18 protein-coding genes and 1 pseudogene are annotated in these 21,470 nt (G+C 63.4%); 7 read left to right on the top strand and 12 right to left on the bottom strand.

Annotated elements, in window-relative coordinates:
• Positions 1 to 109: 109 nt before the first annotated feature.
• A complete protein-coding gene (locus ACMGT0_RS17880) occupies positions 110 to 898 on the bottom strand; it encodes an N-acetylmuramoyl-L-alanine amidase-like domain-containing protein (RefSeq protein ID WP_054058139.1) in 789 nt (262 codons plus the stop codon).
• Between the two features lie 188 nt (positions 899 to 1,086).
• Between ACMGT0_RS17880 and ACMGT0_RS17875 the strand changes: the two genes are divergently transcribed.
• Both ACMGT0_RS17875 and ACMGT0_RS17870 read left to right on the top strand, forming a co-directional pair.
• The gene (locus ACMGT0_RS17875; protein WP_054058140.1) at positions 1,087 to 2,139 is read left to right on the top strand and encodes a GlxA family transcriptional regulator; all 1,053 of its coding nucleotides are present in this window, start codon (positions 1,087 to 1,089) and stop codon (positions 2,137 to 2,139) included.
• A gap of 131 nt (positions 2,140 to 2,270) precedes the next feature.
• On the top strand, positions 2,271 to 3,989 hold the full coding sequence (locus ACMGT0_RS17870; protein ID WP_054058141.1) for a hydrogenase maturation protein: 1,719 nt from the start codon (positions 2,271 to 2,273) through the stop codon (positions 3,987 to 3,989).
• Here the strand turns inward: ACMGT0_RS17870 and ACMGT0_RS17865 are convergent.
• From ACMGT0_RS17865 to ACMGT0_RS17850, 4 genes are all read right to left on the bottom strand, one after another.
• Complete coding sequence (locus tag ACMGT0_RS17865) at positions 3,986 to 5,029, bottom strand: ABC transporter ATP-binding protein (RefSeq protein ID WP_054064325.1); 1,044 nt, start codon at positions 5,027 to 5,029, stop codon at positions 3,986 to 3,988. The two genes, ACMGT0_RS17870 and ACMGT0_RS17865, sit on opposite strands and share 4 nt — an antisense overlap.
• Positions 5,026 to 6,507 carry an ABC transporter permease gene (locus ACMGT0_RS17860; protein ID WP_241494455.1) on the bottom strand — a complete coding sequence of 494 codons (1,482 nt, stop codon included), beginning with the start codon at positions 6,505 to 6,507 and terminating at the stop codon, positions 5,026 to 5,028. The genes ACMGT0_RS17865 and ACMGT0_RS17860 overlap by 4 nt, the downstream gene beginning before the upstream one ends.
• A 132-nt stretch (positions 6,508 to 6,639) precedes the next feature.
• Entirely contained in the window at positions 6,640 to 7,656 is a 1,017-nt protein-coding gene (locus tag ACMGT0_RS17855) for an iron ABC transporter substrate-binding protein (protein WP_054061483.1), read from the bottom strand.
• Positions 7,657 to 7,906: 250 nt separating this feature from the next.
• Positions 7,907 to 8,983 carry an AbrB family transcriptional regulator gene (locus ACMGT0_RS17850; protein ID WP_416769106.1) on the bottom strand — a complete coding sequence of 359 codons (1,077 nt, stop codon included), beginning with the start codon at positions 8,981 to 8,983 and terminating at the stop codon, positions 7,907 to 7,909.
• A 131-nt stretch (positions 8,984 to 9,114) separates the two neighbouring features.
• On the opposite strand from ACMGT0_RS17850, the gene ACMGT0_RS17845 reads away from it, so the two are divergent.
• The 4 genes from ACMGT0_RS17845 (at position 9,115) to ACMGT0_RS17830 (ending at position 13,389) form a co-directional block, all read left to right on the top strand.
• The gene (locus tag ACMGT0_RS17845; RefSeq protein WP_054057068.1) at positions 9,115 to 10,017 is read left to right on the top strand and encodes a LysR family transcriptional regulator; all 903 of its coding nucleotides are present in this window, start codon (positions 9,115 to 9,117) and stop codon (positions 10,015 to 10,017) included.
• 898 nt (positions 10,018 to 10,915) lie between these two features.
• A complete protein-coding gene (locus ACMGT0_RS17840) occupies positions 10,916 to 11,419 on the top strand; it encodes a hypothetical protein (RefSeq protein WP_239687914.1) in 504 nt (167 codons plus the stop codon).
• A 60-nt stretch (positions 11,420 to 11,479) separates the two neighbouring features.
• The gene (locus tag ACMGT0_RS17835; protein WP_054057066.1) at positions 11,480 to 12,757 is read left to right on the top strand and encodes a transporter; all 1,278 of its coding nucleotides are present in this window, start codon (positions 11,480 to 11,482) and stop codon (positions 12,755 to 12,757) included.
• A 2-nt stretch (positions 12,758 to 12,759) separates the two neighbouring features.
• The gene (locus tag ACMGT0_RS17830) at positions 12,760 to 13,389 is read left to right on the top strand and encodes a C39 family peptidase (protein ID WP_081005892.1); all 630 of its coding nucleotides are present in this window, start codon (positions 12,760 to 12,762) and stop codon (positions 13,387 to 13,389) included.
• Between the two features lie 85 nt (positions 13,390 to 13,474).
• On the opposite strand, the gene ACMGT0_RS17825 is transcribed toward ACMGT0_RS17830, so the two are convergent.
• The 7 genes and pseudogenes from ACMGT0_RS17825 to ACMGT0_RS17795 form a co-directional block, all read right to left on the bottom strand.
• Positions 13,475 to 13,834 carry a Na+/H+ antiporter subunit G gene (locus tag ACMGT0_RS17825; RefSeq protein ID WP_054057065.1) on the bottom strand — a complete coding sequence of 120 codons (360 nt, stop codon included), beginning with the start codon at positions 13,832 to 13,834 and terminating at the stop codon, positions 13,475 to 13,477.
• Complete coding sequence (locus ACMGT0_RS17820) at positions 13,831 to 14,109, bottom strand: K+/H+ antiporter subunit F (protein WP_054057064.1); 279 nt, start codon at positions 14,107 to 14,109, stop codon at positions 13,831 to 13,833. Before ACMGT0_RS17820 ends, ACMGT0_RS17825 begins: the two co-directional genes overlap by 4 nt.
• A complete protein-coding gene (locus tag ACMGT0_RS17815; protein ID WP_054064322.1) occupies positions 14,106 to 14,594 on the bottom strand; it encodes a Na+/H+ antiporter subunit E in 489 nt (162 codons plus the stop codon). The genes ACMGT0_RS17820 and ACMGT0_RS17815 overlap by 4 nt, the downstream gene beginning before the upstream one ends.
• Positions 14,591 to 16,270, bottom strand: coding sequence for a monovalent cation/H+ antiporter subunit D (locus ACMGT0_RS17810; protein WP_416769102.1), 1,680 nt, complete (start codon positions 16,268 to 16,270; stop codon positions 14,591 to 14,593). Before ACMGT0_RS17810 ends, ACMGT0_RS17815 begins: the two co-directional genes overlap by 4 nt.
• Positions 16,267 to 16,611 (bottom strand): Na+/H+ antiporter subunit C, encoded by a 345-nt coding sequence (locus tag ACMGT0_RS17805; RefSeq protein WP_007986256.1) that lies wholly within the window; start codon positions 16,609 to 16,611, stop codon positions 16,267 to 16,269. Before ACMGT0_RS17805 ends, ACMGT0_RS17810 begins: the two co-directional genes overlap by 4 nt.
• Entirely contained in the window at positions 16,611 to 19,541 is a 2,931-nt protein-coding gene (locus tag ACMGT0_RS17800; RefSeq protein WP_054057061.1) for a monovalent cation/H+ antiporter subunit A, read from the bottom strand. The genes ACMGT0_RS17805 and ACMGT0_RS17800 overlap by 1 nt, the downstream gene beginning before the upstream one ends.
• A 185-nt stretch (positions 19,542 to 19,726) precedes the next feature.
• Positions 19,727 to 20,750 (bottom strand): annotated as a pseudogene (locus ACMGT0_RS17795) (DMT family transporter).
• A 12-nt stretch (positions 20,751 to 20,762) separates the two neighbouring features.
• Between ACMGT0_RS17795 and ACMGT0_RS17790 the strand changes: the two are divergent.
• A complete protein-coding gene (locus ACMGT0_RS17790) occupies positions 20,763 to 21,326 on the top strand; it encodes a helix-turn-helix domain-containing protein (RefSeq protein ID WP_416769098.1) in 564 nt (187 codons plus the stop codon).
• Positions 21,327 to 21,470: the final 144 nt, after the last annotated feature.

Below are 21,470 nucleotides of genomic sequence, written 5' to 3'. Positions count from 1 at the left end.
CCGACATTCCCTGCCGGCACATTCAAGGCTAGACGGACTGCGGGTTACGACCCTGTCACAGGTATTTCCCGATATGTGTAACGATGGTTTTCGAGAGGTGCTGCTGGTCTCAGAGGGCCCGCAGCACCACGATCCCCGGGGTCTTTTTCACATAGGCGAGGAACGGCGAGTCGATGACCTGGTAGTGGTTCGACTGGGCCGAGGCGTTGCGCAGCACGGGGCCCTTGTCGGTCATGATGAAGATGCCCGTGTGGGTCACGTCCAGGCCCTGGGCGGGGGTGTAGATGCCGACGTAGTCGCCGGTGCGTAACCGGCTGATGACGGTGTCGTCGACGAACTGGCTGGGAATGTAGCTGATGGCGCGGGTCACCTCGGCGCTCGAACCACCGCCGGCAGGCGTCTTGAGGACCTTGGTGACGGTGGTGGCGTCCGGGCTGGTTTCGCGGGTCACGTCGCGGGCATTGAGCGGCGTGGCATGCGCCCAGTCGGTGAAGAAGTGTTTGCGGTTGACGTAGCTGATGTCGCCGTTTTCGTAGCGGGTGCGGACCACGTTCTCGATGAAGCGCGGCAGGCTGTCGGACTTGCGCAGGGCCTCGACGTAATCCAGGTAGGTGAAGCAGTCCAGGCCGCGGAAGTCGATCACCAGCTTTTCCGCCGAGGTCGCCGAGCCCACCAGCATATGCGGTACATAGGGTGTGCCGAGGAAGCTGGCGGAGATCTCGTCGATGCGCCGGCCGGTGTCGGGGTGGCCTTCGCTGGCCAGCCGCGACTCGATCAGCCTGATCTTGCCCAGGGTGTAGTCGTCCAGCTGGACCGGGGTATCGGGCGATGTCCGGGTAAAGCCGGTCAGCATCAGGGCGATTGCCAGGCCCGACAGGATCGACAGGATCTTGTTCATACAGTCTCCGAAAGACAGGCACCCCGGCTGTTCTTCAGGCTCGGATGCCGCCGAGCATTGTTTTCTGCCGCGTCACAGCTGTCAAAGAAAACTGCGTGGCAAGCCTTTCGAACAGTTTTGAAGGCGCTGCGCGAACGCGATATTCTCGTGCCCACCAGCCTCCTGGTTCTCCTTGAGCATCATCACGCATGTCCGAATCACCACCGGCGGGGCACCGCCAATTCAGTCGCAGCCTCAAGACCCTGAATCTCGCCTACCTGAACGAGTCGGGCCAGGGAGCGCTCACGCCGCCACCACCCCGGCGGATCGCCTTCGTGCTGCTCGACAATTTCTCGATGATGGCCTTCACCGGCGCGCTGGATGGACTGGTCACGGCCAACCTGCTGGGACGGGCGCCGCTGTATGAAGTGAAGACCTTTGGCATCGATCACCTGCAGATCGCCTGCGACCTGGGTATCTCCATCGCCGCCGACGACTGCATCAGCGCCCTGCGTCCGGACGGCGCCGACCTGCTGATTGTCTGCGGCGGCCTGCGCAGCCCGTTGCAGCCGGCCGGCAAGCTGGTGGAGAAACTGCGCCAGTGCGCGCGGGCGTCGATGCAACTGGGCAGCCTCTGGAACGGCTGCTTCCAGCTGGCCCATGCCGGCCTGCTGGACGGCCGTTCCTGCACCGTGCACCCGGAGAACCGCGCCGGCCTGATGGAAATCTGCCCGACGGTGCAGTTGTTGCCGCAGCCCTATGTGATCGACGGTGGGCTGATCAGCTGTGCCGGCGCCAACAGTGCCCTGGGCCTGATCCTCAACGTGATCCGCGCCCAGCAGGGCGACGAACTGGTACGGGGGATCGAGGCGATCCTCAGTTGCGACCGCAGCGAACAGACCGACAATATGCCGCTGGCGCGGGTCTCCCGCGATCCGCGTCTGCCGGTGGCGCTGCAAAGCCTGCTCGACCTGATGGAAAACAATATCGAAGACCCGCTGGAGCTCGACCAGTTGGCGGCCTACGTCAACCTGTCGCGGCGTCAGGTCGACCGACTGTTCCAGCAGTTCATGCAGAGCTCACCCAAGCGCTACTACCTGGAGCTGCGCCTGACCCGCGGCCGGCAACTGCTGCTGCAGACCAACGAGTCGGTGATCAACATCGCCACTGCCTGCGGCTTCGTCAGCTCGGCGCACTTCAGCCGCTGTTTCCGCGACTTCTTCGGTCACACCGCCAGCGAAGCCCGCGCGCGTCACCGCTGACGCCTGCACCTTCGGCCTTGACCTCGATCAAGGCCGGCTCCTCACACCGCGCTACTGTAGCCACTCCGGTCGGGCCATGGATTGTTCATCGCAGCAGTGGGCCCGGTACATGCTCAAGGAGGAGGTTAGTCATGCGCTCATTGAAGATCATTCTGTTGTCCACCGCGTTCAACGGTCTCACCCAGCGTGCCTGGTTGGCGTTGCGCGAAGCCGGGCACGAGCCCAGTGTGGTGCTGTTCACCACTGAAGAGGAGGTCTGCCGGCAGATCGAAGGCAGCGGCGCGCAACTGGTGATCTGTCCGTTTCTCAAGGACCGTGTGCCCGAGCAGTTGTGGCGCAATACCGAGCGCCCGGTGGTGATCATCCATCCGGGAATTGTCGGCGACCGCGGCGCCAGCGCGCTGGACTGGGCCATCAGCCGCAAGCTCCCGCGCTGGGGCGTGACCGCCCTGCAGGCGGCCGAGGAGATGGACAGCGGCGCGATCTGGGCGACCAGCGAATTCGAGATGCCGGCCCAGGTGCGCAAGTCGCAGTTGTACAACGGCCCGGTGGCCGATGCGGCGCTGATCTGCATCCACGAGGTGGTGGCGAAATTCGGTACCGATTTCAAACCGACGCCACTGGACTATGAATCGCCAGACGTGCGCGGCCACCTGCAGCCGAACATGAAGCAGAGCGACCGCAGCTTCAGCTGGCATGACAGCGCCGAGTTCATCAAGCGTCGTATCGATGCCGCCGATGGCCAGCCCGGGGTACTTGCCAGCCTCCAGGGTGAGCAGTACTACCTCTACGACGCCCACCTGGACAGCCGCTGCGGAACCCCCGGGCAACTGCTGGCGGTACACGATGACGCGGTGCTGGTCGCCACGGGCGATCGCAGCATCTGGATCGGTTCCCTGCGGCGCAAGCCCGCCACCGGCGAGGAAACCTTCAAGCGCCCGGCGCGCCATGTGCTGGCCGGGCGGCTGGACCAGGTGCCGACCCTGGACTGGTCGATCAGCACCCACCGGCAATGCCTGGAGGCCTACCAGCCGATCCGCTATCGCCAGGTGGGCGATGTCGGCGAACTGACCTTCGAGTTCTACAACGGTGCGATGAGCACCGAACAGTGCCGCCGGCTGGTCAGTGCGTTGCGCTGGGCCAGGGCCCAGGACACCAAGGTCCTGGTGTTCCGTGGCGGGCAGGGCAGTTTCTCCAACGGTGTGCACCTGAACGTCATCCAGGCTGCTGCAGTGCCAGGCCTGGAAGCCTGGGCCAATATCCGTGCGATCAACGATGTCTGCCGCGAACTGCTGAGCGCCCGGCAACTGGTGGTCAGCGGCCTGACCGGCAGTGCCGGGGCGGGCGGGGTGATGTTGGCGCTGGCGGCGGACGTGGTGCTGGCCCGCGACGGCATCGTGCTCAATCCACACTACAAGACCATGGGCCTCTACGGTTCCGAATACTGGACCTACAGCCTGCCGCGGGCGGTGGGGGCCGACCTGGCCCTGCAACTGACCCAGCAATGCCTGCCGCTGAGCACCACCCAGGCGCTGGCGATGGGCATGATCCAGGGCATCGGTCCGCGTTGTCCGCAGGCCTTTGGCGAGTGGTTGATGGGCGAGGCCCAACGCCTGGTTCACGAGCCGCACATGGCTCGCGAAAACAAGCAGGCGCCGGATCTGGAGGCGATGGAGTACTGCCGCGACCTGGAACTGGCGCAGATGCAGCAGGACATGGTGCAGGACCGCAATGGCTTCGCCGGCAAGTGCCGCAACTTCGTGCTCAAGCGCAAAGCCTGCGGTACGCCAGAGCGCCTGATCGCGCCCTGGGCCCGGCCGACCCGGACGGCGGGCGTGCTGACCTGCTAACCCAGCACGTGGGCGTGCCCGAGGGTCGACACCCGCACCTGGGCGCCGACCCGCGGTGCCAACATGCCGCTGCTGCGCACCAGCAGCGGACGTTTCCCCGCGTTGGCCAGTTCCACCGTCAAGGTGCAGGTATTGCCACCGAAGTCACAGTCGGTCACTACCGCCGGGCTGCCCGCGATCTCACCTGAGCCGGGCATGGCCAGTTGCAGTTGTTCGGGTCGCAGCATGATCTGCGCCGGGCCATGCAGGCCTTCATTGTTGACCGGCACCTTGCCCAGCTCACACTCCGCCCAGCCATCCTCGATCCGCGCCGGAAGAATGACCGCGTCGCCGAGAAACACGGCAGTGTCCTCGTCGACCGGGCGCAGATAGAGATCCATCGGCGCCCCGGCCTGTACCAGCCGGCCCTGGCGCATCACCGCCAGTTGATCGGCAAACGACAGCGCCTCGGCCTGGTCATGGGTCACCAGGATGGTGGTCACGCCGGCATCCGACAGCAGGCGCGCGACCATCTTGCGCATGGCCGCGCGCAGCCCGGTGTCGAGGGCCGAGAACGGTTCGTCGAGCAGCATCAGCCGTGGCCGCTGGGCCAAAGCGCGGGCCAGGGCGACCCGTTGCTGTTGGCCGCCGGACAGTTCATGGGGCCAACGGCTCGCCATCTGTGCATCCAGCGCGACACTCTCCATCAGTTCGGCGATACGCGGCTGTTTCTCGCTGGTCTTGCCGGCGAGGCCGAAGCCGATGTTGTCGGCCACGGTCATGTGCGGGAACAGCGCACCGTCCTGCGGCACATAGCCGATCAGGCGCTGGTGGGCGGGGATGGCGGTGTGGGCGTCGACCAGTGGCTGGCCGTCGAGCACGATGCTGCCGGAGTCGGGAAATTCGAAGCCGGCGATCATCCGCAGCAGGGTGGTCTTGCCCGAACCCGAGGGGCCGACGATCGCCGTGCGGCTGCCGGCGGCGAGCGACAGGCTGACGTTCTCCAGGGCCGATTGTGCACCGAAGGACTTGTAGAGCGAGTTGAGTACCAGAGCGTTCATCGGCCCGCCGTGCGTTTGGATTGATGGTAGAGAAGGCCGGTCAGCGGCAGCGACAACAGGATCATGATCAGGGCATAGGGTGCGGCGCCGGCGTAGTCGATTTCGCTGCTCAGGGCCCAGAAGCCGGTGGCCAGGGTGCGCGTGCCATTGGGCGCCAGCAGCAGGGTCGCGGTCAGTTCGTTGACCACGGCCAGGAACACCAGCGCCGCACCGGCGGCGGCACCCGGTGCGGCGAGGCGCAGGGTGACCAGCCAGAGGGCCCGGGCCGGCGAGCGACCGAGGCTCTGGGCGATGTTCTCCAGCTCCACCGGCGCCTGGGCGATGCCCGCGCGCAGGCTCACCAGGGCCCGCGGCATGAACATCAACAGGTAGGCCAGCAGTACGGTGAGCGAGGTCTGGTAGATCGGCCGGGCGAAGTGGATGGTCACCGTGACCAGCGCCAGCGCGACGACGATGCCCGGCAGCGAACTGGTGATGTAGTTGCAGCTTTCCAGCAGGCGATGCAGGCGCCCTGGCGAGCGGATCGACAGCCAGGCCACCGGCACTGCGGCGCAGGTGGTCAGCAGCGCACCGGCGGCCCCGAGCAGCAAGGTTTGTTGCAAGGCCGGCCACAGCTCGTCCGCCTGCCAGACATCCACGCCGCCGGCGACCAGCCAGTTGCCCAGGGTGATCAACGGCACGCCGAGGGCCAGTGCACTGCTGAGCAACGGGACACTCAGGCCCACCAGCTTGCCTGCGACACCGAGCCGTACCGTGCGCTGCTGGCGGGCCGTACCGGAGCCGACCCGGGCGTAGCGGGCCTTGCCGCGGGCCGCCGACTCGACCGTCAGTAGCCCCAGGCAGCACAGCGCCAGCAGACCGGCCAGGGTGTGGGCCGCCGGGCCGCTGAACGTCGACTTGAACTGGTCGAAGATCGCCGTGGTGAAGGTGTCGAAGCGGATCATCGCGTAGAGACCGTATTCGGCCAGCAGGTGCAGGCCGACCAGCAGCGAGCCGCCACAGATCGCCAGCCGCAGTTGCGGCAGCACGATGCGCCGGAACACCGCCCAGGGCTTGAGCCCCAATGATTCGCCGACGTCCTCGATGGCCGGGTCCAGGCGCCGCAGGGTGGCGGCGATGGGCAGGTAGAGGAACGGGAAATAGGCGATCACCGACACCAGCACGCCGCCGCCCAGGCCGTGGATCGACGGCACCAGGCTGACCCAGGCGTAGCTGTGGACGAACGCCGGCACCGCCAGCGGTGCGGTCGCCAGCAATGACCAGAGACGCCGGCCGGGCAGGTCGGTGCGCTCGGTCAGCCAGGCCAGGGCCAGGCCCAGTATCACGCACAGCGGCAGGGTGATCAGGGTCAGCAGCAGGGTGTTGGCCGCCAGTTCCGCCACCCTTGGGCGCCACACCAGTTCCAGCAGGGTGCTCCAGCCGGTCTGCCAGGCCGAGAGGATGACGAAGGCGATGGGCAACAGGGCCAGCAGGGACATCAGCAGCGACAGTCCGATGATCCACGGATTGCTCTGCCGAGCGAAAAATTTTCCGGTTCGCCGAGGCGAAAGCGCCGCAGGCGCGTGAGCGGCTGCGGCGGTGTCCAGAGGAGGGTTGGACTGCGGGAGCAATTACAGGATTCCGGCTTGGGTCATCAGGGCCACGGCCTTCTTGCTGTCGAGTTTCGAGGCGTCGACCTTCGGCGCGTCGAGGTCCTTGAGCGGCACCAGTTTCGCGTTGGAGTCGGCACCGACGCCGACCGCGTACTCGAACGAGTTGCCGTCGCGCAGCACTGCCTGGCCGCCCTTGCCGGTGACCCACTTGAGGAACGCCTGGGCCTCCTCCTGGTGCCGGCTGGACTTGAGCACGCCGCCACCGGAGAGGCTGACGAAGGCGCCCGGATCCTGGTGCCGGAAGTAGTGCAGCGAGGTGTTCTTGCTGTTCTCGCCGGTCTTGGCCTGGTCGCCGAAGCTGTAGTAGTGGTAGATCACACCACTTTCCACCTGGCCCGCGTTGACCGCCTTGAGCACCGCGCTGTTGCCGCGGTAGACCGAGGCGTTGGCCTTCATCGCCTTCAGCCAGTCCAGGGTGGCGGCTTCGCCCTTGAGTTCCAGCACGGCGGCGACGATGGCCTGGAAGTCGGCACCGGCCGGCGAAGCAGCCCAGCGGCCTTTCCACTCAGGCTTGGCCAGGTCGAGCAGCGACTTGGGCAGTTGCGCTTGGCTCAGCTTGTCCTTGTTGTAGACGAACACGGTGGAGCGGGCGGCGATACCGACCCAGTTGCCGTGGGCCGGACGGTAGGCGGCACCGACCTGTTCCAGGGTGCTCGGCGCGACCGGGGCGAACAGTTTGGCGTTGTCCACCAGCACCATGGCCGGCGAGTTCTCGGTGAGGAACACGTCGGCGGGCGACTTGTCGCCTTCCTGCACGAGTTGGTTGCCCATCTCGGTGTCGTCACCGTTGCGCAGGGTCACCTTGATCCCGGTTTCCTTGGTGAAACCCTCGACCCAGGCCTTGGTCAGGCTTTCGTGCTGGGCGTTGTAGACCACGATGCCCTCGGCGCTGGGCGCCGCGTAGGCCTGGCCGGCGCCGAACAGGGCGGTGGCCAGCAGGGTCATTTTGAACAGCGAAGGGAAACGGGAAATCATTCTGTGGAAGCTCCTGCGGTCTTGTGTACGGTCTTATGGTCGATGCCGAGAAGCGGGAGCGGGTGCGACTGCACCCTTTTCGCCGCTCCGGTTAAACAATAGGAATCATTCGCATGTTTGTTCGGGCGGGAATGTAGAGGGGCAGATGAGAAAAAAACGTGAAATGAATCGTTAAGCGGCGTCGTTTGCCGATGGGTTCAGGCAAGCGACAGCACCGCGATTGCATCCCTGCAAGGGCGGGTGCCGGGCGTCACGCCTGGCGGGCGAAGCGGATCACCAGGCGGGCGAAGTAGGCACCGGTGAAGATCACCGCCAGCAGGCGCAGGGTCTGCATGGCCAGCACCAGGCCGACGTCGGAATGGGTGTCGACCGCGATGATTGCCATGGTGTCCAGGCCGCCGGGGCTGGTCGCCAGGTAGACCGAGAGGAAATCCAGGCCCAGCCACTTCGCCAGCAGCCAGGCGGAGGCGGCGCACAGGGCGATCAGGCTGATGGCGCTGAGGATCATCACCGGCAGGCGCTTCCAGACGTAGAGCACGGTGGGGCGGTCGAAGCGCAGGCCGACGTAGCAACCGATGGCGCCGTAGGCCGTGGCCAGCAGCCAGGCCGGCAGGGTGATGTGCAACAGGCCGGACAGTTGCAATGCGCCACCGATCAGCAGGGGGACGAGCAGGGCTCCGGCCGGTACGCGGGCGCCGAGCACCACCCCGAGCACCGCTGTTGCCAGGGTCAGCCCCAGGCTGAGCAGGTCCAGCCCGTGTTGGGGCGCGGCCATTGCGTGCTGCTCGCCGCCGCCGGCCGGCGCTTCGAGCACATGGCTGACCAGCGCGCCGATCACCACCACGCAGACCACCCGCACGTATTGCATGGTTGCCACGACCCGGCCGTCGGCCCCGAAATCATCGGCCATCGCGACCATGGCCGACGCCGCGCCGGGGGAGGTCCCCCAGGCGGCGGTGCTGGCCTGGATGCCGCCGAAACGGACCATCAGCAGGCCGACCAACGAGCTCAGGACCACCGTCAGTACCGTGGCGAACAGCATCAGGTGCCAGGAGTCGGCCATGGCTTCTAAAACGGCCAGGGTCATCGAATGGGCGGCGAGCAGGCCGATGCAGCCCTGGCCCAGGCGGAATGCCTGGCGATGGATGCGGATGCGGGCGCCGCTGACGCCGAAGCCGATCGCCACCAGCATCGGCCCGATGAATTGACCGGCCGGCAGGTTGGCGTGCTTTAACAGTTGCCCGGCGCTGCCGGCGAGAAGGATCAGGGCCAGCCATTGCAGCGGGCGTGGCCAGTGGCTCAGGGAAAAACGCGATGAATCGGACAAAACTCCCTCCAGAGCGTCGGACGCACCTGTTGCAGGGCGTTGCGATCGACGCGATGGGTAAATTATTGATAGCGCAATTGATCAAGTCCAGTTTCTAATTGTCATGAATCTATAACTTTGGTTGATTGATTATGGACCTGCGCGATCTCACCTATTTCGAAACCATCGCCGAACTCGGGCACCTGGGGCGCGCCGCGGAGAAGCTCAACCGCAGCCAGCCGGCGCTGACCAAGAGCATCCAGCGCCTGGAAGAGTCGTTCGGTACCAAGCTGTTCGAGCGCGAGGGCCGGCGCATCAAGCTGACGCCGGTCGGGGTGCTGTTGCAGCAGCGCGCCCGGCAACTGCAGCAGAACATCGCCGAGACGCACCGCGAAGTCCGCGACTTCGCCAGCGGCGTGCTGGGCAATATCCGCCTGGGTTGCGCGTCGAGCATGGCCGAGTACCTGCTGCCGCAACTGACCGCGACCTTGCTCGAACGTGCGCCGCAGATCACGCTGAACCTGGTCATCGGCCAGGACAACATGCTGCGCGAGTCCCTGCGTGCCGGCCGCCTGGACGTGGTGATCTGCCCACAGTTCGACAGTGATCCGCAGATACTGGCCCACCCGTTGTTCGACGATGAGGCGGTGGTGGTCGCCAGCCGCAACCACCCGATCTTCGACGGTCCGATCCGCCTGAAGGACCTGGGACGCTACCGTTGGGTGCTGCCGGCCACCGGTGTTTCCTCCCGGCGCTGGATCGACGGCGTGTTCCTGGCTCGCGGGCTGCCGCTGCCGTCGGTGCAGATCGAGACCAACACCATCTCGTTGCTGCCACCGTTGATTGGCCAGACCCAACTGCTGAGCTTCCTGGCGCGCAATACCCTGGAAGACGTGCGCGGGGCCATGCACCTGCGTGAGGTGCCGCTCAAGGAAACCACCATGAAACGCACCCTGGTCGCCGCCGTGCGTGACGGCGGCTACCTGTCCCCGGCGGCGCAGAGCCTGCTCGACCTGCTCAGGAGTGAGGGGCGGAGCTTCTTTGTGGAGCGTTGAACGGCTGGGCGCGCTGGGAGCGTAGGGGGGACGCGACCGGATCTCGCCGGTAGCGACAAAAAACATATAAGAAATATTTCGTATCATTATTCGGGGCTTGGAAATTTCTCATCTTGGCCCCTCCCAGTTTTCCGATTTTTCCAGCGCCGTCAGTCGCGAGGAAATGGTTAAGTTCATGAAAAATAATGGCTTATTGCCATTATTTCGTCATGGTCCGATGAATCCCTGGTGTCCGGAGATGTTTAATCCGGCCAGGCAACTCGTCCTTGAAACAAGGGGCATGTAACGAACCGGCTGCTTTTCTGACACGAAGAAATATATAAGACTGCAAGCAAAGGATTTAAGGGTGGCAAACGCCACCCTACTGTTCAGCGCATGAGCGCAAGGAATGACGTCATGAAAGTCAATGCAAGCAGTCTGGTCGTCTTGGATAGAATCAGGATTACCAGTACGTCACCTGCCTATATTGATCCGCAAGGCGCGAGGTTCGTCGCTGGCTCTTCCGGGGGCATCGGCCGGACACTCGGCGTATCAGTCAAATACCTCCCAGGTCTCTAGGCTATGTACGAAATCGCTTGAAACTTGGTTATGCAGCGTTAAAAACCGGCTCGGAATGCTCATTTACTCCAGTAAAGTCGGACGCGACCCCGGCCGTTCCTCGCCGGTTTTTGCCTTGCCTAACCTGCGTTTCAAACAATTTCGTACACAGCCTACGGGAAAATGGACTTTCAGACATGAGCTCACGCTGTAAGGCGTCCATGTCAACTCCCGGTTTGAGCAAGTGTCTTCACAACCCGATTACTCAATCCATCACGTCGCACCCGCGAATGATGGGCTTCATGAGTAAGCTTGGCATTTATATGCCTTAACGTTCCTTAAACCAAACCGAGGTACATGGATGAAAAACCTAGTAAAGTCCGCAATGGCGGCTGCATTGATTCTGGCTGTGCCTGCAATCAGCCATGCCGGGAATCCCATTCTGGAATCGCTGAAGTCCCAGGGCCTCCAGCCTGCCGAACTGAGCGATAAACAACTGGGTGATATCAAGGGCGCCGCCCTTATTACCGGCCAACCGATGCCCAGCGTAACGCAAGGGTTGCAAACCTATCATGTCACCTGGAAGAAGTTCGGCAGCCAGAGTGACTATCGCTCCTACAATATTGTGGGTACCTCCTATGATCCGCATGGGGTTTATACGTACGACTACGATGGCGGTACCTACTATGTTGCAGGTGACCGTTGGCTCGCTGACAAAACCAGCAACGTAGGGGCATGGAATCTGGCGTACGCAACGGAGATTGATCTGCATGTGCAAGTACTCCATCCCGAAACCAAGCAGCCAAGTGTTTATGGCTTCCGCACGAGCTCCTGGAATCGCCCTATCTCAACGTTCTCCTGGTAACTAAAAACTGGAAGTCATAGCGCTGTCTATGGCTTCCACCATCGCCGCAAGGGTTTCTTGATGATTTGCAATTCGCAGCATTTTCAAAAAATGTATTTTTTTCTATTTCTGATTGCCCCCTTCGCCTATGGTGACAATATCAAATTAAAAAGTGGAGACAGGTATTCGGGGAATATCATCTCCTATACAAACGGCATCTGCGTATTTGATACACGATATGGTGCGGCAATCAGGATCCCTACCGCCGAAATCGAAAGCATTGCGACAGACACTCAATACCATGTTGAGTTCTCGAGTGGCGAAAAGGTCATCGGGCAGCTGAAAACCGACAGTGCTGGTCTGACCTCGATAAACTCGCAGACCTTTGGCACATCCCCGATCGCCATAGGATCGATAAGCCGAATAGTGAAGTCCTTCAGCCACACTGAGACAGAGCAGAGGGTCAAGGCCGGTGAGGGTGCCAAGGGAAACGAGCAGAAGGAGTATGGTGCCGAGACGGAAAACCAGGCTCCCCTGGATTTCCTGACCGGATCCACCGTACTGCTTTCTCCCGGGAAGGTCGAGCTGGACTTGAGTTCGACCTACAAGCAAAGCCGCACCCAGTACAGTCTTCCCGCAGCAGGCTACTTTCAGAAATCGTCCTACTCCGCGCGCCAACTGGAACTGCGTCCGACTATCAGGGCAGGGCTGTACGAGGGGGTGGAGGTATACGCAAGCGTGCCCATGACCTATAGCCGGGTGCAAGACGTATCAAGCAACGAGTACATCAGAAGCACCAGCTCGTGGGATATGGCCGACATTTCCTTTGGTGGCCAGTATCAACTGACACAGGAAACGGAGAGTACCCCGGCAATATCTGCCACGTTCGATGTCAGTGCCCCGACGGGCAGGAAAAAATACAACTCCTTCAGTGACAGTTGGAAGGACCCGCTGAACAATGGTAGCGGGCACTGGAGTGTCGCTCCGGGGCTGGCATTCGTCAGGTCCACCGACCCTGCCATCCTGTTTGGTGGTTTCAATTACCAGTATTTCTTTGCCAACAAGGTTGACGGCTACGATGTACAGCCTGGCTGGGTTGTCAATACGTACTTCGGTGTGGGGTTCGCTCTGAATGAGCGTTTGTCCCTCGGCTCCAGGTTTTCCTATTCTTACAGTTCAAACATGAAGGCCGAGCACGAAACTATCTATGGTTCCGACTCGGATCCGATGGATATCACCTTGAATGTTTCCTACAGACTATCCGAAAGCTGGCTGATTTCCCCGAGCATCACGTACGGCCTGAACAACGACTCCGGGCCGGCCGCGCTATCCATAAGTTTGAAGAAGAATTTGAACTAACCATGAACAACGCCCCGGTCTTCACGATGCTTGCAGTACTTTTATTTTCAGGTGCAAGCAGTGCAGCGCCAAAGATAACATCGCTGCAACAGCTGAAATTTTCTGGAATTCAGCGCCAGACGCTTGACTATTCGTGTGGTGCTGCTTCGCTCACGATACTCCTGAATCAGTACTTCTCTGACAGCATTGGGGAACAGCAGATACTGTCCGAAATCATTCATAGGCTGTCAAAAGAAGAGCTGCTGGATCGAGTCCGGAAAGGTTTTTCAATGCTTGATCTGAAAAACGCGGCAGAAAATCTTGGTTATAACGCTGCTGGAGTCATGCTGCCACTGGAGGCGGCATCAAGGTTGAAAGGTCCCACCATCATCCTTTTAAGGCGTAAGGAATTGAATCATTTTGTCGTGCTGAAAGGCGTCAGCCAGGGAAAGGCTTTCCTGGCAGATCCTGCCAGGGGGAATCTGAGAATGCCACTGTACGAACTTCAAAAGCAGTGGCATGGCGAAACGTTGATCGTTGGGCGCGATGATGTCGGTCTGATTCAAGACCATCTGCTCGCCCTACCCAACACCAGGAGCCTCTACCCGGAAAGCAATACTGTACGGACTCTTCAGCAGCTACCATTCAAGTAGACTCAGGATCCGTGGCAGATATCCTGAAGCCAGCTCCCGAAGGACGGTGCAGTGCCTGGGGAGAAAGGGCGCCGGTAGCGGCATCTCAGCTGCCGCCCTCGGGGCGCCCGCTGCTGACTTCTCCCGGCACGTCATCACCGGCCATGCGCTTGCGGAACAGCCCGGTGCGGGCCAGCAGCAAGGTGGTGACCGGTACGGTGATCGACAGCAGGATCGGGATCAGCCAGGCATGCATCACCGGTTCCGACTTGAGCGCGGAAAAGTACAGGATCGAGGCCAGCGCCACGCACCAGGCGCCGATGGTCGAGGCCAATGCCGGCGGGTGCATGCGCTGGAAAAAGTCCTTCATGCGCAACAGGCCGATGGCGCCGCACAGGGCGAACAGGCTGGCCAGCACCAGCAATACCGCCACCGGAATCTCGATCCACAACGACAGTTCATTCATTCGATCACCTCGCCACGCAGGAGGAATTTGGCCAGGGCAAAGGAGCCGACGAAGCCGAACAGAGCGATCAGCAGCGCCGCCTCGAAGTAGGTGTCGCTGGCATAGCGGATGCCCAGCACCAGCATCATCAGCATGGCGATGATGTACAGGTAGTCCAGCGCCAGGACCCGGTCCTGTGCCGAGGGGCCCTTGAACAGCCGCACCACGGTCAGGACCAGGGCCACGCTGAAGAGGAACAGACTGAACAGGATCGCGTTGGCGAGCAGGGCGCTCATTCGAAGATCTCCATCAGGGGGCGCTCGTAGGTGTCCTTGAAGTGCCGGATAAACAGCGCTTCCTCATCCAGGTCGAACACGTGCAGCAGCAGGATGCTGCGGTCCAGCGCCAGTTCCGACCAGACCGTGCCGGGAATCACCGTGCAGATCATCGACAGCGCGGCCAAGCCGTTGGCGTCGCGCAGGTCCAGCGGCACCTTGATGAACGCCGAGCGCGGCGGTCGCCGACCGGCGTTGAGCACGCCCCAACCGACGGCCAGGTTGGATACGATCACATCTCGGCCCACCAGCAGGAACAGACGCAGGATCACCCAGGGGCGGCGGATGCGGATCGGCAGCGGCCGCAGGGGCGCCATCATCAGCGGCGCCAGGAAGCCCAGGGCTGCACCCAGCAACAGCTGGCCGGGACTGACCGAAAGGTTCAGCACCAGCCACAGCAGCCACAGCGCCAGGGAGAGCCAGGGCGCGGGGAACAGGCGTTTCATGGCTGCACCTCCTGCGCGACGGCCTTGACTGCCGGGCTCGGCAACGCGCGGGTCGCCAGCACTGTACCGATATAGTGCCCGGGGTTGGCGAGGCTGGCGGCGGTGGCCTGGGTGTAGCGCAGCAGCGGCTCGGCCTTGACGGTCAACAGGATGCACAGGCCGAGCAGGACGACGATGGACAGGCACTCGAAGCGGCGCAAGGTCGGCGACGGGCGGTCCGCCGGGCTCCAGAAGCGCTGCACGCCCATGCGGGCGAAGGCGATCAGCGAGGCCAGCCCGGACACCACCAGCAGTAGCACCAGGGCCCAGGCCGCAGGCGAGATCGGCGCGTCCTGGCCGAGCCCCAGGGGGTTGAGCAGGGCACTGAGCAGGCTCAGCTTGGCGATGAAGCCCGACAGTGGCGGCATGCCGATGATCAGCAGGGCGCAGGCGATGAAGCTCAGGCCGAGGAAGGCCATGGTCCAGGGGATCACCTGGCCCACCACGGCTTTCTGTTCGTCGTCCAGGTTGGTGCCGGGGCGTGGGTGCAGCGATTCCAGCGGCCGGGGCAGCGGGTCGATGTCTTCGTCCAGCGGCAGCTCGTTGGCCGAGCGCGAACGTTCGATCAACTCGCTCAGCAGGAACAGGGCGCACATCGCCAGGGTCGAGCTGACCAGGTAGAACAGCGCGCCCGCCGTCAGGTTCGGCTGGGCGAAGCCGACCGCCGAGAGCAGGATGCCCGCTGATACCAGGATGCTCAGGCTGGCCATGCGTTCCAGGCGCTGGGCCGCCACGATGGCAATGGCGGCAACGCCGATGGTCGCCATGCCGCCGTAGATCAGCCAGTCGCCGCCGAAATACGCCGAGGCGCCGGCCTGGCCGGAGAACAGCAGGGTCCACAGGCGCAACAGGGTATACACGCCAACCTTGGTCATGATCGCGAATATCGCCGCCACCGGCGCGCTGGCCGAGGAGTAGGCCGGCACCAGCCAGAAGTTCAGCGGCCACATGCCGGCCTTGGCCAGGAACGCCACGGCGAGGATCGCCGCACCGGCGTGCAGCAGGCCACGGTCGGCCTCCGGCACCAGCGGGATCTTCACCGCCAGGTCGGCCATGTTCAGGGTCCCGGTCACGCCATAGATCAACGCCGCGCCAATCAGGAACAGCGACGAAGCTAGCAGGTTGATCGCGATATAGTGCAGGCCCGAGGACACCCGCGCCCGCCCGGAGCCGTGCAGGATCAGGCCATAGGAGGCCGCCAGCAGCACTTCGAAGAACACGAACAGGTTGAACAGGTCTGCCGTCAGGAAGGCGCCGTACAGACCCATCAGCTGGATCTGGAACAGGGCATGGAAGCTGCTGCCGGCACGGTCCCAGCGGGCCATGGCGAACAGCAGGGCACACACGCCGACGATGCCGGTGAGCACCAGCATCAGCGCCGAAAGGCGGTCGACCACCAGCACGATGCCGAACGGCGCCTGCCAGTTGCCCGGCAGGTACACGCCGATGGAGGCGGGCTCCACCGATTGCTGGCTCCAGATCAGCAGCCACACGGAAATACCCAGCCCCAGCAGGCTCGAGCATAGGTTGAGGCGGGCCTTGAGCGGGCGGTGCTTCTCGCCGAGCATCAGCATCAGCGCGGCGGTCAGCAGCGGCAGCAGGATAGGGGCGACGATCAGGTGCGGTAGCAAACTCATTCCTTGGGCTCCCGACCGTCCACATGGTCGGTGCCGGTCAGGCCCCGGGATGCCAGCAGGACCACCAGGAACAGCGCGGTCATGGCGAAGCTGATGACGATCGCCGTCAGCACCAGCGCCTGGGGCAGCGGATCGGTGTAGTGCAGCAGGTCCTGGGGCACGCCGTCCTTGATGATCGGCTCCTTGCCGATGAACAGGCTGCCCATGCTGAAGATGAACAGGTTGACCCCGTAGGACAACAGGCACAGGCCCATCACCACCTGGAAGGTCCGGGGCCGCAGGATCAGCCAGACGCCGGAGGCGGCGAGTACCCCGATGGCAATGGCAATGACTTCTTCCATCAGGCGATTCCTCCCTTGAGTGCAGGCTTGCCGGGTGATGCGGTCAACTGACCGGGTCGGTGCGCACGAACCGACTGGTGCGCCAGCGCCGTGAGGATCAGCAGGGTCGAGCCGACCACCACCGCGTACACGCCGATGTCGAAGAACAGCGCACTGGCGACATGGATATCGCCCAGCAGCGGCAGGTGCAGGTGGGCGGTGTGGGTGGTCAGGAACGGATACCCGAAGGCCATCGCCCCCAGCCCGGTGAGCGTCGCGCAGAGCAGCCCGAAGCCCATCCAGCGCAACGGCCGCAGGCTCATCTGTGCCTCGACCCACTGGGTGCCGGCGACCATGTATTGCAGGATGAACGCCACCGACATCACCAGGCCGGCGACGAAGCCGCCGCCGGGCTGGTTGTGGCCGCGCATGAACAGGTACATCGAGACTACGAAGGCAATCGGCAGCAGCAGGCGCACCAGCACCGCCGGCACCATCATGAAGCCCAGCGCGGTGTCGCTGGCGCTGCGCGGGTTGACCAGGTCGGTGACCACATCGCTGGCCAGCAGGCGTTGCTGGTTGGGCAGCTCGAGGCTCTCGCGCGGCGGGCGGAAACGACGGAGCAGGGCGAAGATCGCCAGCGCGGTAGCCACCAGCACGGTGATTTCCCCGAGGGTGTCGAAGCCGCGGAAGTCCACCAGCATCACATTGACCACGTTGCTGCCGCCGCCTTCGGGCAGGGCCCGGCTGAGGTAGAACGAGGAAATGTCGTTCGGCGTCTGGCGGGTGAGCATGGCGTAGGACAGCAGCGCCATGCCGCCACCGACCAGCACCGACAGCAGCAGGTCGCGCAGGCGGCGAATACGCGCCTTGCGCAGGCTGTTGGGCAGCGGCGAAACCTCTTCGATTCGCCGTGGCAGCCAGCGCAGGCCGAGCAGGATCAGCACCGTGGTGACCACTTCGACCACCAGTTGGGTCAGGGCCAGGTCCGGTGCGGAAAACCAGACGAAGGTGATGCAGGTCATCAGGCCGCAGACACTGACCATGGTCAGTGCCGCCAACCGGTGGTACTTGGCCTGCCAGGCGGCGCCCAGGGCGCAGGCAATGGCCAGCAGCCAGAGGGTGACGAAGACGATCGAGCCGGGGATCTTCGGCCGGTCGCCCCAGCTCAGGCTGCTGTGCAGCATCGGGATCAGCCCGGCCACCAGCGCTGCCAGCACCAGCAGGAACAACTGCGGCTGCAGGCGCTGGGTGCCGAGCAGGCGGGTCAGGCGCCGCGCCAGGCGCATCTTCAGTACCAGTACCGATTCGAACAGGCGCTTGCCGTCCAGGCGGCCGATCAGCGGCGGACGGGCGAAGCGTCCGCGCTTGAGCTGGTTGCGCAGCAGCAGATAGAGCAGCACGCCGGCGGACATGGCGATCAGGCTCATGACCATCGGTGCATTCAGGCCGTGCCAGATCGCCAGGCTGTACTCCGGCAGGCTGCCACCGACCACCGGCAGGGCGGCGGCGGCGAGGATCGCGCCGACCACCTGGGCCGGGAAGATCCCCACCAGCAGACAGGTGAACACCAGCAGCTCGACCGGTGCGCGCATCCAGCGTGGCGGCTCATGGGGAGTGTGGGGCAGGTCGGTGGCCGGTGGGCCGAAGAACACGTCGACGGTGAAGCGCAGCGAATAGGCGACGCTGAAGGTGCCGGCGATGGTCGCGATGATCGGCAACGCCGCTTCGACCCACGCCGTGGAGTTGATGAACACCGTCTCGGCGAAGAACATTTCCTTGGACAGGAAACCGTTGAGCAGCGGCACCCCGGCCATTGCGGCACTGGCGACCATCGCCAGGGTGGCGGTGAACGGGATCAGCTTGACCAGCCCGCTGAGCTTGCGGATGTCGCGGGTGCCGCTTTCATGGTCGATGATGCCGGCGGCCATGAACAGCGAGGCCTTGAAGGTGGCGTGGTTGAGAATATGGAACACCGCGGCCACGGCGGCCAGCGGGCTGTTCAGGCCCAGCAGCAGGGTGATCAGGCCCAGGTGGCTGATGGTCGAGTAGGCCAGCAGGCCCTTGAGGTCGTTCTGGAACATGGCGCAGTAGGCGCCGAGCACCAGCGTTGCGGCACCGGCACCGCCGACGATCCAGAACCATTCCTCGCTGCCCGACAGCGCCGGCCACAGCCGCGCCAGCAGGAACACCCCGGCCTTGACCATGGTCGCCGAGTGCAGGTAGGCCGAAACCGGGGTGGGCGCGGCCATCGCCCGCGGCAGCCAGAAGTGGAAGGGGAACTGTGCGCTCTTGCTCAGCGCGCCGATCAGGATCAGTGGCAGCAACACGGGGTAGAGGGCATGGGCGCGGATTTTGTCACCGGCCGCCAGCACCGCATCCAGCTCGTAGCTGCCGACCACATGGCCGAGGATCAGCACCCCCGCCAGCAGGCACAGGCCGCCGGCGCCGGTGACGGTCAGCGCCATGTAGGCGCCGCGCCGGGCATCGGAGCGGTGGTGCCAGTAGCCGATCAGCAGGAACGAGAACAGGCTGGTCAGTTCCCAGAAGAACACGATCTGGATCAGGTTGCCGGACAGCACCAGGCCGAGCATCGCTCCCATGAACGCCAGGAAAAAGGCGAAGAAGCGTGGCACCGGATCGTCCGGCGACATGTAGTAGCGCGCGTAGAGCGACACCAGCGTACCGATGCCCAGCACCAGCATGGAAAACAGCCAGGCGAAACCATCCAGGCGCAGCACCAGGTCCAGGCCGAGGCTGGGCAGCCAGCTGACGGTCTGGTGGATCACGCCGCCGTGGGCGATCTGCGGGTAGAACAGGGCCATCTGAACCGTTCCGACCAGGGCAACCACACCGGCCAGGATCGATTCGCTGTTGCGCGCATTATGGGGCAGCACGGCTGCCAGACAGCTGCCTAAAAAAGGCAGAAGCAGTAGAACTATCAGTGACATAGGCTTCTAATCTGCAGGAGTTTGCGAAGGATCATACGTGGCCCGTCCGGGATCACCAACCCGGAAGCTGTCGCAGAATCCTACAAGGAGAGTGGCAAATGCCTGATATACCTGCCCGAAGAGTAGCAGTGTAGGAGCGTGGCTTGCCCGCGAAGAACGATCACGCGATCTCTAATTAATCTCCATCAGGGATTATTCGAATCCAGCCCCTGCGCTTCGACACCTTCCTCAACCGCCTCGGCACCCTTGCCCCTGGTCTTCAACTCACTGACGATCACTGCCGCCACGATCAGCCCCGCCCCGAGCAACGCCAACCCCGGCAACCGCTCACCCGCCAGCCGCCCGGCGATCCCGGCCCAGACCGGCTCGCCGGCGTAGATCAGCGTGGCCCGGGTCGGCGATACGCTCTTTTGCGCCCAGTTCATCGCCACCTGGATCGCCGCACTGGCGGAGCCCAGGCCGACGGCGCTGAGCAGCAGCGTCCAGGAAAACGTCGGCAACGCTTCCCGGGTCGGTGCGATCATCAGCAAGGCCAGCACCGAGGCGGTGCCCAGTTGCACCACGGTGACGCGGCGTACATCGACCTTGCCGGCATAGTTGCCGATCAGAATGATCTCGGCGGCAATCGCAATGGCGCTGAGGATGGTGGCGACTTCCCCCGAACTGAAATTCAGCTCGGCGCCGTTCGGTCCGGACAACAGCATCAGCCCGGTAAAGGCCAGCATGATGCCGATGCTGGGCATCAGGCCCGGCCGCTTGCCCAGCACCAGCCACTGCAACAGCGGCACGAAAGGCACGTACAGGGCGGTGATGAACGCCGACTGGCTGCTGGGAATGGTTTGCAGGCCCACGGTTTGCAAGCCGTAGCCGAGCATGATCGCCGTACCGATGAAGACCCCGGCCTTCACCTCGAACGCCGTCATGCCCCGCAGGCAGCGGGCCGAGAACAGCGCGACGATAATGGCCGCGGCGGCAAACCGCAGCCCGACGAAGAACATCGGTCCGCTGACGGCCATGGCGTGCTGCACCAGCAGGAAGGTGCCGCCCCAGATCATGGTGATCAGGATCAACACGCACTCGGCTTTGCTGAACCGCAGCACCGAAGGGACTAAACTGCCGGATTTGACCGATACCATGGCCTTGCGCGCTTCCTGGAGTGAGACGCACAATGCGCCGAAAGATGGGCAGTATACTGCGCAAACCTAGCATGTGAGCAATATAGTGCACAAAGAAACTTCGCAACGCGCTTCGGTTCTGCAACACGTCAGCCTCAATGTCCGGCGTCTGCGCCATGCGGCACAGTTGAGCCAGGCGGCGCTTTCGGAAAAATCCGGGGTCAGCCGGCGGATGCTGGTGGCCATCGAGGCAGGGGAAAAGAACGTCAGCCTGACCACCCTCGACCGCGTGGCCGAAGCACTTGACGTAGCTTTCAGCGACCTGATCCAGGCTCCGGATGCCCGTGACCCGAGCCGCATCAACGAACTGGCCTGGGCCGGTTCGATCCCGGGGAGCAAGGCGGTGCTGCTGGCCAAGGCGATGGCCAACCGCGAGGTCGAGCTGTGGGAATGGCGCCTGGAACCGGGGGAGGTTTATCACTCCGAGCCGGACAACGATGGCTGGAGTGAACAGCTGTATGTCTTCGAAGGATGCCTGACCGTCTGGCTGGGGGAAGAACAGCGCTCGGTGGCGACGGGAGAGTTCTTCATGTTCCCGAGCAACCAGCCCCATGGGTATCGCAATGATGGCGAGGTCGCGGTGCGCTTCGTGCGCAATGTGGTGCTGTAAGGTGAATGGCCTGGGCGGGCGATTCGTATATAGCCTAGGCTTCGACTGATGTCCCTCCGAGTGTTGCCAGAGCAACAGTAACTGGACAGTTTGGCTGTTTTTCAGTTGCGTCCATTTCTAGGTTTTTATCATAACTATCTGAAA

The sequence above is a fragment of the Pseudomonas sp. RHF3.3-3 genome (genome assembly GCF_048069595.1).
GTDB lineage: Bacteria > Pseudomonadota > Gammaproteobacteria > Pseudomonadales > Pseudomonadaceae > Aquipseudomonas > Aquipseudomonas fuscovaginae_B.
Note: the sequence above shows the minus strand (reverse complement) of the source record. Positions and strands in the feature narration are given on the sequence as shown.

What these genes read in the sequence shown, in the direction of transcription:
- ACMGT0_RS17880 (WP_054058139.1), bottom strand. Translation starts at nt 898, where the DNA reads ATGAACAAGATCCTGTCGATCCTGTCGGGCCTGGCAATCGCCCTGATG.
- ACMGT0_RS17875 (WP_054058140.1), top strand. Translation starts at nt 1,087, where the DNA reads ATGTCCGAATCACCACCGGCGGGGCACCGCCAATTCAGTCGCAGCCTC.
- ACMGT0_RS17870 (WP_054058141.1), top strand. Translation starts at nt 2,271, where the DNA reads ATGCGCTCATTGAAGATCATTCTGTTGTCCACCGCGTTCAACGGTCTC.
- ACMGT0_RS17865 (WP_054064325.1), bottom strand. Translation starts at nt 5,029, where the DNA reads ATGAACGCTCTGGTACTCAACTCGCTCTACAAGTCCTTCGGTGCACAA.
- ACMGT0_RS17860 (WP_241494455.1), bottom strand. Translation starts at nt 6,507, where the DNA reads ATGTCCCTGCTGGCCCTGTTGCCCATCGCCTTCGTCATCCTCTCGGCC.
- ACMGT0_RS17855 (WP_054061483.1), bottom strand. Translation starts at nt 7,656, where the DNA reads ATGATTTCCCGTTTCCCTTCGCTGTTCAAAATGACCCTGCTGGCCACC.
- ACMGT0_RS17845 (WP_054057068.1), top strand. Translation starts at nt 9,115, where the DNA reads ATGGACCTGCGCGATCTCACCTATTTCGAAACCATCGCCGAACTCGGG.
- ACMGT0_RS17840 (WP_239687914.1), top strand. Translation starts at nt 10,916, where the DNA reads ATGAAAAACCTAGTAAAGTCCGCAATGGCGGCTGCATTGATTCTGGCT.
- ACMGT0_RS17835 (WP_054057066.1), top strand. Translation starts at nt 11,480, where the DNA reads ATGATTTGCAATTCGCAGCATTTTCAAAAAATGTATTTTTTTCTATTT.
- ACMGT0_RS17830 (WP_081005892.1), top strand. Translation starts at nt 12,760, where the DNA reads ATGAACAACGCCCCGGTCTTCACGATGCTTGCAGTACTTTTATTTTCA.
- ACMGT0_RS17825 (WP_054057065.1), bottom strand. Translation starts at nt 13,834, where the DNA reads ATGAATGAACTGTCGTTGTGGATCGAGATTCCGGTGGCGGTATTGCTG.
- ACMGT0_RS17820 (WP_054057064.1), bottom strand. Translation starts at nt 14,109, where the DNA reads ATGAGCGCCCTGCTCGCCAACGCGATCCTGTTCAGTCTGTTCCTCTTC.
- ACMGT0_RS17815 (WP_054064322.1), bottom strand. Translation starts at nt 14,594, where the DNA reads ATGAAACGCCTGTTCCCCGCGCCCTGGCTCTCCCTGGCGCTGTGGCTG.
- ACMGT0_RS17810 (WP_416769102.1), bottom strand. Translation starts at nt 16,270, where the DNA reads ATGAGTTTGCTACCGCACCTGATCGTCGCCCCTATCCTGCTGCCGCTG.
- ACMGT0_RS17805 (WP_007986256.1), bottom strand. Translation starts at nt 16,611, where the DNA reads ATGGAAGAAGTCATTGCCATTGCCATCGGGGTACTCGCCGCCTCCGGC.
- ACMGT0_RS17800 (WP_054057061.1), bottom strand. Translation starts at nt 19,541, where the DNA reads ATGTCACTGATAGTTCTACTGCTTCTGCCTTTTTTAGGCAGCTGTCTG.